10 protein-coding genes are annotated in these 11,793 nt (G+C 64.8%); 7 read left to right on the plus strand and 3 right to left on the minus strand.

Annotated elements, in window-relative coordinates; translation table 11 throughout:
• Positions 1 to 108: 108 nt before the first annotated feature.
• Positions 109 to 594, plus strand: a complete 486-nt coding sequence (locus tag BN2476_RS06865; RefSeq protein WP_235850747.1) for an SRPBCC family protein — start codon at positions 109 to 111, stop codon at positions 592 to 594.
• Between the two features lie 13 nt (positions 595 to 607).
• Here BN2476_RS06865 and BN2476_RS06870 read toward each other — a convergent pair whose 3' ends face one another.
• Together BN2476_RS06870 and BN2476_RS06875 are read right to left on the minus strand one after the other, a co-directional pair.
• On the minus strand, positions 608 to 3,187 hold the full coding sequence (locus BN2476_RS06870) for a mechanosensitive ion channel domain-containing protein (protein ID WP_087733417.1): 2,580 nt from the start codon (positions 3,185 to 3,187) through the stop codon (positions 608 to 610).
• Positions 3,188 to 3,401: 214 nt separating this feature from the next.
• Positions 3,402 to 3,743 (minus strand): NIPSNAP family protein, encoded by a 342-nt coding sequence (locus tag BN2476_RS06875; protein ID WP_087733418.1) that lies wholly within the window; start codon positions 3,741 to 3,743, stop codon positions 3,402 to 3,404.
• A 447-nt stretch (positions 3,744 to 4,190) separates the two neighbouring features.
• Here BN2476_RS06875 and BN2476_RS06880 point away from each other — a divergent pair, with 447 nt between their 5' ends.
• The 5 genes from BN2476_RS06880 to BN2476_RS06900 all read left to right on the plus strand — a co-directional run bounded on the left by BN2476_RS06880 (position 4,191) and on the right by BN2476_RS06900 (position 9,009).
• On the plus strand, positions 4,191 to 5,582 hold the full coding sequence (locus BN2476_RS06880) for a sigma-54 dependent transcriptional regulator (protein WP_087733419.1): 1,392 nt from the start codon (positions 4,191 to 4,193) through the stop codon (positions 5,580 to 5,582).
• 203 nt (positions 5,583 to 5,785) lie between these two features.
• Positions 5,786 to 7,045 carry a patatin-like phospholipase family protein gene (locus BN2476_RS06885; RefSeq protein WP_438942864.1) on the plus strand — a complete coding sequence of 420 codons (1,260 nt, stop codon included), beginning with the start codon at positions 5,786 to 5,788 and terminating at the stop codon, positions 7,043 to 7,045.
• Between the two features lie 131 nt (positions 7,046 to 7,176).
• On the plus strand, positions 7,177 to 7,650 hold the full coding sequence (locus BN2476_RS06890; RefSeq protein WP_087733471.1) for a nuclear transport factor 2 family protein: 474 nt from the start codon (positions 7,177 to 7,179) through the stop codon (positions 7,648 to 7,650).
• 144 nt (positions 7,651 to 7,794) lie between these two features.
• A complete protein-coding gene (locus BN2476_RS06895; protein WP_087733421.1) occupies positions 7,795 to 8,649 on the plus strand; it encodes a 2OG-Fe(II) oxygenase in 855 nt (284 codons plus the stop codon).
• Between the two features lie 150 nt (positions 8,650 to 8,799).
• The gene (locus BN2476_RS06900; RefSeq protein WP_087733422.1) at positions 8,800 to 9,009 is read left to right on the plus strand and encodes a hypothetical protein; all 210 of its coding nucleotides are present in this window, start codon (positions 8,800 to 8,802) and stop codon (positions 9,007 to 9,009) included.
• 179 nt (positions 9,010 to 9,188) lie between these two features.
• On the opposite strand, the gene BN2476_RS06905 is transcribed toward BN2476_RS06900, so the two are convergent.
• Complete coding sequence (locus BN2476_RS06905; RefSeq protein WP_087733423.1) at positions 9,189 to 9,620, minus strand: response regulator; 432 nt, start codon at positions 9,618 to 9,620, stop codon at positions 9,189 to 9,191.
• A 440-nt stretch (positions 9,621 to 10,060) separates the two neighbouring features.
• Here BN2476_RS06905 and BN2476_RS06910 point away from each other — a divergent pair, with 440 nt between their 5' ends.
• Positions 10,061 to 11,668 (plus strand): sensor histidine kinase, encoded by a 1,608-nt coding sequence (locus BN2476_RS06910; RefSeq protein WP_235850748.1) that lies wholly within the window; start codon positions 10,061 to 10,063, stop codon positions 11,666 to 11,668.
• Positions 11,669 to 11,793: the final 125 nt, after the last annotated feature.

The following is an 11,793-nucleotide window of genomic DNA, read 5'->3' on the forward strand; positions in this document are numbered from 1 at the left end:
CGCAATCGCGGATGCCAGCGAAGGGCAATGAAGACCAACGCATCGCAGATACCAGCGCAGAGGCAAAAAAACCAACCAGCGTCGAAGACAAAAAAAAAGGAAACGAAATTGCATACCGAATACCGCTTCACCACGATCTGGCGCATCAACGCGCCATTGCAGGCCGTGTGGGACGCGATCCACGATCCGGCCGCGTGGCCGCGCTGGTGGAAAAGCGTCGAGCGCGTGATCGAAGTGGAGACGGGCGCAAGCGACGGCGTCGGCGCACTGCATCGCTATACGTGGAAAGGCCGCTTGCCATATCGCGTTGCGTTCGACATGCGCGTGACGCGCGTCGAACCGCTTGTCGTGCTCGAAGGCGAAGCGTGCGGCGATGTCGAGGGCACGGGGTGCTGGCAGTTCTCGTCGCACGATACGGTGACAGTCGTGCGCTACGAATGGCGCGTGCGCACGAAGCGTGGCTGGATGAATCTGCTTGCGCCGCTCGCTCGTCCGTTCTTCAAATGGAACCACGACTACGTGATGCAGCAGGGCGGTGAAGCGCTCGCGAGTCTGCTCGATGCGCGGCTCGTCGGCATCGAGCACTCGTCGTGAAGCAAACGACGCGTCAGTGGCGCGCAGCCTTCGGCTCGGGCTTGTCCTTGTTCGGGCCGTCGGGTGCGCTCGCGGGACGCGGCGGCCCTTCGGGTTCTTCGCCGTTTGCGATGCCCGGTTGCACACCGGGTGGAACGAGCACGTTGCGCTGCGGATTGGAGATCTCGATGCCCTTCGCGTGGAACGAATCGAAAATGCGCCGGTTGAATTCGCGCTGCACCGGCCAGCGCGCGCTGTCGCGGCACTGGATCTGGCCCGCGAGCGTAACGGACGCGCCGTCGACGGCATCGACGCCCCAGAAGCTGAAGTCCGACAGGATACCGTCCTTGAACTTGTCGTCCTCGCGCAGCGCAGCGCCGATTTCCTTCAGCGTCGCGATCGCGAGATCGACGTCCTGGCCGTAGGCGATGCTGACCTTCACGGCCGCATTGCCGAGTCCGCGGTTCGTGTTGTTCACCGTCGACACGGAACTGAACGGCACCGTGTACAACGAGCCGTCGCCGCCACGCAGGCGCACCGTGCGGATCGACAGATACTCGACCGTCCCCGACACGCCCGCAAGCGTCACCCAGTCGCCGACCTGCATCGCGTTTTCCATCAGCAGGAATATCCCCGTGATGAAGTCCTGCACGAGCTTCTGCGAACCGAAGCCGAGCGCGACGCCGAAGATGCTCGCGCTCGCGAGCAGCGGCGCCGTGTTCACGCCGAGCTCGCTCAGGCCCGTCAGCACGACGACGAGCGCGATCACGACGAAGAGGGCCGTGCGCAACATCGGCACCAGTGTGCGCAGACGCGCGGCGCGCACGAGATCGCCGCTCTTCGTCCATTGATCGAGTCGCTTCTCGACCGAGACGTTCGCGGCTTCCCACACGATCAGCGCGATCACGGCCGCCACGCAGATCGTGATCAGCGCGGAGGTCAGACGATGGCCGATCGCGCCCGGACGGAAGAACTGCCACACGCCGATGCCCCACACCTGCAGCAGCACGAGCGCGGTGACGGCCACGATGACAGTCGATACGACGCGCCGTATCAGCGGATAGTAGCGATACGCATGCTGGTGAAGCAGCGAGCGGCTTTCGCCCTCTTCGACGCGAAAGATCCGCCCGAGCGCGCCGTACAGCACGATCGACACGATGCGCGCGGCGACCAGCACGATCAGCGACAGTCCGCCCAGATGCAGCAGCGTCCGGTAGCCGTTGTGCACGTCGAGCGCCCACACGAACCACAGCGCCATCACGACGAACACGGCGACGCCCGCCCACATGTCGATGAGCCCGTGCGCGAGCAGCTTCATCGGACGCTGGCTCTCGCTCGTGCGCTCCAGCACGAGCGCGGCGATTGGCGCGCGGCATTGCAGGATCATGATCGACAACATCACGTGTCCGACCAGCGCGAGCAGCTTGACGAGAGGCAGGTGCGCCGCATCGCTCAGACCGAGCGCGGTGGAGATCTGGATCAGCGCGCCGCCCACGCCGATCACGCTGACGATGCGGACTACCCAGCGCTGCATGAAGAGCGCCCAGCTATCGGGCAGCCGCAACAGGCGCAGCCCGGGCGCATCGGCCTGCAGGAAAAAGCCCGCCGCGATCACGATCGCGCGGCAGATCACATAGAGGTCGATCAGCCCGTTGAGTGCGTCGTCCTGAATCGTGCCGTCGTCGGTGAAGAACGACATCAGCGCGCTTGCCGCCGCGACGAACGCAACGAGCGGCAGCATGCGCACGCACAGTTGCAGCGCGGCGCTCGGCAGACGTTGCAGCGTGGTCCAGTGATGCGCCGCCTGGCGTTTGCTGCGGGCTTCCTTCTTTTCGTCGTCGAAGGCGTCGGGTTTCGCGGCGGGCGTTGCAGCCGCTCCCGCCGATGACGGCGGTGTCGACATCGACCGCGCAGCCGGGCTTGCGGATGGGCTCTTGTCTGTAGCAGCGTCGGTTGCAGTCGCCGCGACGCTCACGGCGCCGGCTGCGCTCGCCGCGGCGTCTTCTTCTGCCTGATGAGCCGCGTCGCGTGCTTCGCGCGCCTCGCGCCGCGCGACGATCGCCGCGCGCGCCCGGCGCAGCAGACGCCGCACAAACCATTCGAGCGCGATTGCGGGCAGCAGCGTGCCGATCAGCGCGAGCAGCACGCCGCCGGCTTTCGCGCGTTCGTGCGGATCGGATAGTTGCACGTTCCACCAGTAGCGGGCCGACGACGTATCGAGCAGCACGGCCACCGATCGATTGAGCGTCGCGCCGCCTTGCGCGAGCCAGTGCGCGCCCTGGCGCGCCAGTTGCGATGCGAGGCCGTTCGACTTGAACGCGGCAGGCACGCTCGCGCCCGACGCGCTTGCCGCCGCGGCAGCCGACGCGCCGGATGCGGGCGCGGGCGCCGCAGGCGTTGCGAGGACGCCTGCTGCGGCGATCGCCGTCAGCGTGTCTTCGATCTGCGCGCGTTTTTTCGGGTCGTTGAGGACGGACAGCGCCTCGCGGGCCTGTTCGGGCGTCAGCGTGACGCTGGTGGCGGAGGCGGCCGTCGCGGTCGTCGCCGCCGTGACGGCAGAAAAGGCAGGGACGCTGAACAGCGCCAGTAGGCAGATCAGAAGGAATTTGCGCATGTAGGGCCGGTGGGCGGCGGCGATGCGCGTACGGCTGGACGCGATGCGGCGCCGGGAGCCACCACGTTTCGACTGAAAAATAAAACGACAGCGGCGGGGCGCCATAAGTTCCGCAAACGGTTGCGCAAACGGCGGTCCAGCGCGCGTCGGGCCGTGCGATGCGCGTTTTGGGTGCTTACCTATAAACGTGGCGCGGACGCATGCATCCGCGTGATCACCGTTGGCCGGGCTGCGCGGGCTTGCCGAGCGTGCCGTCGACGACTTCCGTGAAGGTCCGCTCCTCGCGCAGGATGAAACGCTTCGTCTGCGCCATGCGGAAGTTCTCGACCGATGCGGGATCGGTGCGCAGCCGCGCGCGATACGCTTCGTAAGCGGCGAGGCTGTCGAACGCGACAAGACCCCACGCGATGTCGTTGGTGCCTTCGTGCGGCAGAAAATAGCCGATCAGATGGCCGCCGCAGCGCGGAATGATTTCGCCCCAGTTCTCGGCGTACTGCCTGAACGCGTCACGTTGAAAGGGATCGATCTGATAGCGGATGAAACAGGTGAGTGTCATGGGGATTCCTGTCGATGTCGTGGGTTCGTCGGCGGCCGTGCAGCCAGACTTGGCGCTGCATGACGGCAAGTATCCGCGACGCGTGTCCCGCAATGTTTCAGGCTGGCTCGAAGTGTCGATGCCTGTTCGACGGCGGTTGGGCGACGGTTTGGAGGCCCAGCAGCCTCAGGTCTTTAAGTGTGTTTTTCCTTCATGTGTCCGTGACGCGACCAGAATGTATGCTTCTCGTGCAGATCGTCGACGATTGCATGGCAGACTGACGATCATTTGCGTCGGTGGCGACGCGCGTGATGGTTTACCCACCTAAAGTCAAAAAAAGCATGTGCCGATAAGAAAGTCGAATGGATCGTCGACGATCGAGCATCGGTTCACGATGACGGTGCATGTAGTATGCGCACACCGGGTAACGTCCTTGTCGTCTGGACGCGGGCGCGCGGAGGGGTAAGTATGGACGTGCGGCGATTGATCTACCTGTCGGCGAAACCCAGCGCGGAGATCCGTCAATTCTTCGAGCAATGCGACTGGCAAGTGAAACCGGTCAAGTCGGTGAAGGAGGTGACGAAGGCGCTCGACGGTTTCGATGCGGCGGGTGGGTTGCTCGACCTTGCCGCAGGATTGCCGCTTCACGAAATCGAAGCGCTCGATGCCTGCCTGGCGATGCCGAATATCGGCTGGGTCGCGATCGTATCGCCGGGGCAACTCGCCGATTCGACGATGCGGCGGCTCGTGCGCGATTACTGCTCGGACTATGTGACCGTCCCCGTCGTCCCCGAAAGGGCAGTCAGGGCCGTCGGGCATGCTCGCGGAATGGCCACGCTCGCGGGCACGCCGCAACAGGCGCCCGTTCATCACGTCACGGAAGGCGACATGATCGGCTCATGCGAGTCGATGCAGGCACTCTTTCGGTCGATCAAACGGGTCGCTTCGACCGACGCATCCGTGTTCATTGCCGGCGAATCCGGAACGGGCAAGGAACTGACGGCCGCCGCGATTCATCAACGGTCATCTCGCCGCGACGCTCCGTTCGTCGCGATCAATTGCGGCGCGATATCGCGCGAGCTGGTGCAGTCGGAGCTGTTCGGTCACGAACGCGGTGCGTTCACGGGCGCGACGCAACGCAGGATTGGACGCGTCGAGGCAGCGAACGGCGGCACGCTGTTTCTGGATGAAATCGGCGATCTTCCGCTGGAAAGCCAGGCCAGCCTGCTTCGGTTTCTGCAGGAGCGCAAGATCGAGCGACTCGGCGGGCAGGAATCGATCGACGTCGATGTGCGGATCATCTCGGCGACGCACGTCGATCTCGATTCAGCCATCGCCGATGGGCGCTTCAGGCACGACCTCTATCATCGGCTGTGCGTATTGCGCATCGTCGAGCCGCCGTTGCGCGAGCGAGGCGCCGATATCGAACTGCTCGCGTTTCATCTGCTCGGTCATTTCCGGCGCGACGCGGGACGACGGTTGCAGGGTTTCGCGCCCGATGCGATGGAAGCCATCCACCGGCACACGTGGCCGGGAAACGTGCGCGAGCTGGGCAATCGCATCCGACGGGCCGTGGTGATGGCCGAAGGCAGACTGATCACAGCGAAGGATCTCGAACTGGATCATCTCGTGGATCAAACGCCCGTGTCGCTGAACGTCGCGCGCGAGGCGGCCGAGCGCATGGCCATCGAACGCGCGCTGCTACGGCACCGCGGACGCTATGGCGAGGCCGCGCGCGACCTGGGCATTTCCCGCGTCACGCTTTATCGCCTGATGGATGCCTACCGGATGCGCGAGCCGGACAGCCCCGGACTCGACAAACCAGGCAAAGGCCACGACGACCACAGCGAGGCGGATTGACGAAACCGGCGGCGTCGGCACGCGTGCTACGCCCGCACGGATAGCGGGAATCGGCTGCTTGCGGCGCGTCCACGCGGCCTTGCCCTGATTTCTCCGGCCGCCTCTGTCAAAATGGACAGCGGATTCTTCCGCCAATCCGTTGCCGAACGAGGCTAAAAGCAATGCCCAGCTCAACCAGGCCGAGCCGTGTGAAAAAACCGTCGATGCATGCGGCAGCGCAGGCATCCCGCGCGTCCGCGCGCCCGCGAGAAACGGCTGCCGGCGAAACGTCCGCGCATCCCGCGATCGATGCGCAGGTCGTGCTCGTGCTACAAGGCGGCGGCGCGCTCGGCGCGTATCAGGCGGGAGTATACGAAGCGCTGCACGACGCAGGGATCGAGCCCGACTGGGTGATCGGCACGTCGATCGGCGCGATCAACGGCGCGATCATCGCAGGCAATCGTCCGGCAGATCGGATGAATCGTTTGCGCGCGTTCTGGGAGCGCGTCACGTGGAAGGGCATTGCGGACGATCACAACACCTGGCTGTCGGCCTTCACGCCCGCGTGCGCCGCCACGAACATCCCCGCGTATCTGACGGCCGCATGGAGCGCATGGGCCGCGTGGATGCCGGGCTACGAGCAATGGCTGCGCAATCTGTCGATCATGTCGCACGGCATTCCGGCGTTCTTCACGCCGCGCGCCGATGCGTGGCTCGGCCTGCAAGTGCCCGTCGGCCTCGAGCACGCCGCGTTCTATCGCACGGAGCCGTTGCGCGAGACGCTCGCGTCATTGATCGACTTCGGTTGTCTGAACGGCAAGGCAACGCGGCTGACGGTCGGCACGGTCGGCGTCGGCAGCGGGCAGATGCGCTATTTCACCAACCGCGACGAACCGCTCGACGTGCAGCACGTGATGGCGTCGGCCGCGTTTCCGCCGGGCTTTCCGTCCGTGCGCATCGACGGCGAGGCGTACTGGGACGGCGGCATCTATTCGAACACGCCGCTCGAAGCAGTGCTCGACGACCGGCCGCGCCACAGCTCAGTGATCTTCACGGTGCAGTTGTGGCCCGCGCACGGCGACGAGCCCGCATCGATCCACGAAGCGATGAGCCGGCAGCGCGACATCCAGTATTCGAGCCGCGCCGAGAGCCATCTCGAACGGCAGCGGCAGATTCACCGGCTGCGTCACGTGATCCGCGAACTGGGTAAGCATCTGCCTGAAAACGAACGCGATACGAAAGCCGTCCAGGAACTGCTCAACTGGGGCTGCGGAACGACGATGCAGGTGATCGAGCTCGACGCGCCGAGCTTCGGCAGCGACGAGTTGCACAAGGACATCGACTTTTCGGCGGACGGCATCAAGCGGCGCTGGCAGGCGGGCTATGCAGACGCGCAACGGATGATCGAACGCGCGCCATGGAGCGCGGAGCCGGACCCGATGGAGGGCATATCGATTCATCGCTCAGAGCCGCAGACGGCGTGAGCCACGCGTTGTGCAGGGGCGATGAGCGGCGATGACCGGCGGCGGCACGCCGGAAACATTGCGCAAAGGAATCGGCGTGTTGTACCTTGAATGAAGGCATCGGCAGACGGGGCGTCCACGACAAGAACGGCATGACTCATCCCAATGCGGCATTGATCGAACGGTTCTACGAGGCGTTTCAGCGGCTCGACGTCGACGCGATGGCGGCCTGCTATGCGTCCGACGTGACGTTCGGCGATCCCGTCTTCGGCGAGCTGCATGGCGCCGAAGTGTCCGACATGTGGCGCATGCTGGTGTCGCGCGCGCAGGAGTTGACGCTTGCTTTCAGTCACGTCGCTGCCGACGATGCAGGCGGCAGCGCGCACTGGGTCGCGAGCTATGTGTTCAGCCAGACGGGCAGGACGGTCGTCAATCCCGTCGATGCGCGCTTCGTGTTCCGCGACGGGCTGATCGTCGAGCATCGCGATCGCTTCGACCTGTGGCGCTGGGCGAGTCAGGCGTTGGGCGCGAAGGGCGCGCTGTTCGGCTGGACACCGTTCGCGCAGAACGCGATCCGCGCGCAGGCCAGACATGGGCTGGCTGCGTGGCGAGCTAGGAACGCGTGAAGGGGCAGGAAGGGCGCAGGAAGCGTCCCTGATGGGCACGCGCGGACCGCGTGCATGCGCGGCGCGATGCAGGCATCGTGCCGCTGGGTATGCGTGGTATTCCGTTTGCGAAGCAGGCAGAACGAACGACATAGCGAGGCTCGAATGCAAGTCGTGGATGCTGCATGGCAGGAATGGCTCGCGACCAACGTGCGTCGCGGGTGCACGCAGGAATCGATGGTCGACGCGATGGTGCAGGCGGGCTTCGATGCCTTGGCGGCGCGCGAAATCGTGGGCCGCGCGGCCGCCGAAAACAGCATGGAGGCCGACGCCGTCAAACCATCGGGCGGCGAGCGCGCCTATGAATACGATGCGTGCCCCGTTGCCGCGGGCAATATCGTGCGCACGCACGACCGCGATGTGCCCGTCGTGCTGCGCGTCGATCGCCCGCAAGTGATCGCGTTCGACGACGTGCTGTCGGCCGACGAATGCACCGAGCTGATCGAGCGCGCGCGAAACAGGCTGAAGCGCTCGACGACCGTCAATCCCGACAGCGGACAGGAAGACGTGATCACGCTGCGCACCAGTGAGGGCTTCTGGTTTCAGCGCTGCGAGGACGCGTTCATCGAGCGGCTGGACCGCCGCATCGCCGAGCTGATGAACTGGCCGCTCGAACACGGCGAGGGCCTGCAGATCCTGCATTACAGGGCGGGCGGCGAGTATCGGCCGCACTTCGACTACTTTCCGCCTGCGCAATCGGGCAGCGCGTTGCATACGGCGCGCGGCGGCCAGCGGGTCGCGACGCTGATCGTGTATCTGAGCGATGTCGAGGGCGGCGGCGAAACGGTGTTTCCGGACGCCGGCATCACCGTGATGGCGCGACGGGGCGGCGCCGTCTACTTCCGCTACATGAACGGACGGGGGCAACTCGATCCGCTGACGCTGCACGGCGGCGCGCCCGTCACGGGCGGTGAGAAGTGGATCATGACCAAGTGGATGCGCGAGCGCGCGTACGTGTAGATGCAGTCCCGCGCGTGCGTCTCTTCGTGCGCGCATAAAAGAATCAGGAATGGCGTGTGCTCATTGCGGCGTGTGGACGCGCGGACATCCGGCGTTCGATGCCACGCGTGAGCGCCGTCCCGACTGGAAAAAGAACTCGGGGGACCAACGATGGACAACTATCAACTGGAAAGCGAGTTGCACCACCTCGAACGCGTGCTCAGCCATATGGCCGCCGAGCATCGGTTTCCGCTTTCGTACTGGCGCAACCGGCTGAACACCGTGCTCGCGGCGCCGCTGGTGCCTTCGCAGCTCACGCGTGCCCGCAAGCTCGACGGCATGCTGCGCACGCTCGAGACGCGCGCGCCGGAGATCGGCTGACGGCCCGTTCGATCGCGCATGACGATGCAACACACGGAGCGTAAAACGACAAGGCGTGGGCCGCGTTGCGACGCGGCCCGTTTCGGTTCGGTATGTTTATCCTCTCGTGCGTATCGAAGCACGCTCACGCTCATGCATGAGAAGGACACCGGATCGCGTCAAAAGCAAAAGATGATGGGCTAGTTCACGGACACGCTACCCGGGAGCGGCGAAGCGGCCTCGCGTGCATGCTCGCGGCCGAGCAGCAGATCGACTTGCCCGAGCAGGATCTCGCGCGCAACGGGCTTGTGCAATGTGCACTCGCATTTCAGATCAGTGGGGATATCCGGCGAAGCGCTCCACAGGATCACGGGCATGCCGTCGAGTCCGGGATCGCTCTTGAGCGTGCGGCACACTTCGGCGCCGTTCATCTCCGGCATCATCAGGTCCGTGATCACGAGCGCGGGATGCACGCGCTGCGCCAGTTCGACGCCCTGGCGGGCATTGAAGGCCGTGAGCACGTGAAAGCCCTCCAGTTCGAGCAGGAGCGCCCATGCAATCAACAGATCCGGCTCGTCGTCGATGAGCAGGATGGTTGGAAGTCGGCTGTCCGATATTGCGTTCGAATCCATGTACACAGGCAAGCTTCTTACTCGCAGACCGGAATCCGGCGCATGCGATGTTTGATCGTTTAATAGATTCCGGCGCACGCACGACGCGTGCCACTCGAATGACAGGTTCATTCGAGTGGCCGCATCGTCATCGTGTGGCCATGAAGCACATGCGTCGCCGCCAAGGTGTGGCGGGGTTTCCGGATGTTTCGACCCCGCGCAGACGGGTGCGATACGGCATGAGTGCCGCTGACGTAGAGGATTGCGCTTCGCAAAAACTATCGGCCCCCGTTGTAAGTTCTGACCCGCCGGAATGTCGATTTTTACCGCCATATGCTGTGTGGGTTGCTGTCCCGTCATGAGATGCTGTACGCGCCATACGACGCCGTATGTCGGGTCCGATAGTGTCGTTTCAGGTAGACTCTAGGGCTATGGACAGACTATCCAGCCGATCGCCCCCGGTGATCTCCGTCGACGCCACACAGGTATTCGAGTTGTTGCCCGATGCGTGGCTCATCCTCGACGAGCGCTGCGAGGTCGTGGCCGCGAACGCGCGTTATCGCGAGATGCACGGTGTCACGCTGTCCGATATCCAGGGCCGTTCGATCCACGACATCAATCAGGTCGGTCCGCAATCGCAACGCGAATTGCGCCGCAGCTGGCTCGAATCGCTGCTGGCCGGTCTCGTGCCTGGCGAGCCACGTCTTTCTTCGCTGATCCGTTATGACACACCTGCGCCGAGCGGGAGCGACGGCGCGCTGACGCCGCGCTACTGGCAGGCGCGCGCGTCGATGATCGAGCCGAGCGACGGTCACGCGCTGCTGATCGCGATGTGCCTGATGGACGTGACCGAGTCGCTCGCGATCACCGAACGCGATCAGCGCGAGCGCGAGAAGCTGCGTTCGCAAGTGCGCCGGCGTCAGGTGCTGGTCGACGAAGCGAACGCGGAACTGCGCATGCATCGCGAGCAGTTGCGCCAGGCGCTCGAATTCGCGCATGTCGGCGCGTGGGAACTCAACTCGGCGACGGGCGCGATCGACGCCACCGAGCAATGCAAGATCAATCTCGGCCTTTCGGCATCCGACGTGCTGACCGAGAAGCGCCTTTTCGACGAGTTGATCGACGTCGCCGACCGCGCGCACGTGAAGGACGCGATGCAAAGCGCGCTTGCGCGACGCGAGCACTTCGAAGTCGAGTTCCGTGTCATGTGGCCCGACCTCACTGTGCGCTGGGTGCTGTTGCGCGGGCTCGGCCGCCATCATGGTGACAACACGCTGAAGTCCATCGTCGGCTTTACGCTCGATATCACGTCGCGCAAGGAGGCCGAGCTCGAGCAGCGCGCGATCGCCGAATCGGAAAAGCGCGCACGCAAGCATAGCGACGAAGCGGCGCGCGCGATGGATCGTTTCGTCACGGCCGTGAGCCACGAATTGCGCTCGCCGCTCGGCGCGATTCTCTCGTGGACGACGCTGCTGCAACGTGCCGCCGATCATCCCGCGCACGTGACGCGCGCCGCCGGCGTGATCGAGCGCAACGCGCATCAGCTTGCGCACATGGTCGACGATCTGCTCGACAGCGGCGCGATCGCGACGGGCAAGCTGTCCGTGAATCTTCAGCCCGTCGATCTTGGCGCGCTCGCAGGCAACGTCGCCGAGGACATGCGCATGTCGGCGGAAGCGAAGGGGTTGCGCCTCGTGGTCGGCGAGCTTGCGCCGTGCGTCGTGATGGCCGACGAAAGCCGGATGAAGCAGGTCGCGTGGAATCTGCTGTCGAATGCGGTGAAGTTCTGCACGCAGGGCGAAGTCGAATTGAGCGTGACGGTGAAGGGGCAGCAGGCCGAACTGTCGGTGCGCGATACGGGCTGCGGCATCGAGCCCGATGCGCTGACGCGCATTTTCGAGCGCTTTCGCCAGGTCGATCCCGAAAGCGGCGGGCGCGTCGCGGGGCTGGGTCTCGGGCTGTGGCTGGTCAAGCATCTCGTCGATCTGCATCACGGCACCGTCGCGGCCGAGAGCGCGGGGCGCGGTACGGGTTCGACGTTCAGAGTGACGCTGCCGCTCTATCGTTGACACCCTCGTCGAGCGAAAGACGCGGAAGTGCGTTAGCGTTCGTCCACAGGTACATCGATTGCTGCTCGCAGCGCTGCTGCCTTTCATGCAGCATGCGCCGCGCCCGTTCAATTCGCCTGAGGAAC

Source organism: Paraburkholderia piptadeniae (assembly GCF_900007165.1).
GTDB classification, from domain to species: domain Bacteria; phylum Pseudomonadota; class Gammaproteobacteria; order Burkholderiales; family Burkholderiaceae; genus Paraburkholderia; species Paraburkholderia piptadeniae.

Excerpts from the sequence above, each read along its gene's own strand:
- BN2476_RS06895 (WP_087733421.1), top strand. The coding sequence starts at position 7,795 with ATGCAAGTCGTGGATGCTGCATGGCAGGAATGGCTCGCGACCAACGTG.
- BN2476_RS06875 (WP_087733418.1), bottom strand. The coding sequence starts at position 3,743 with ATGACACTCACCTGTTTCATCCGCTATCAGATCGATCCCTTTCAACGT.
- BN2476_RS06870 (WP_087733417.1), bottom strand. The coding sequence starts at position 3,187 with ATGCGCAAATTCCTTCTGATCTGCCTACTGGCGCTGTTCAGCGTCCCT.
- BN2476_RS06905 (WP_087733423.1), bottom strand. The coding sequence starts at position 9,620 with ATGGATTCGAACGCAATATCGGACAGCCGACTTCCAACCATCCTGCTC.
- BN2476_RS06880 (WP_087733419.1), top strand. The coding sequence starts at position 4,191 with ATGGACGTGCGGCGATTGATCTACCTGTCGGCGAAACCCAGCGCGGAG.
- BN2476_RS06885 (WP_438942864.1), top strand. The coding sequence starts at position 5,786 with ATGCATGCGGCAGCGCAGGCATCCCGCGCGTCCGCGCGCCCGCGAGAA.
- BN2476_RS06890 (WP_087733471.1), top strand. The coding sequence starts at position 7,177 with ATGACTCATCCCAATGCGGCATTGATCGAACGGTTCTACGAGGCGTTT.
- BN2476_RS06900 (WP_087733422.1), top strand. The coding sequence starts at position 8,800 with ATGGACAACTATCAACTGGAAAGCGAGTTGCACCACCTCGAACGCGTG.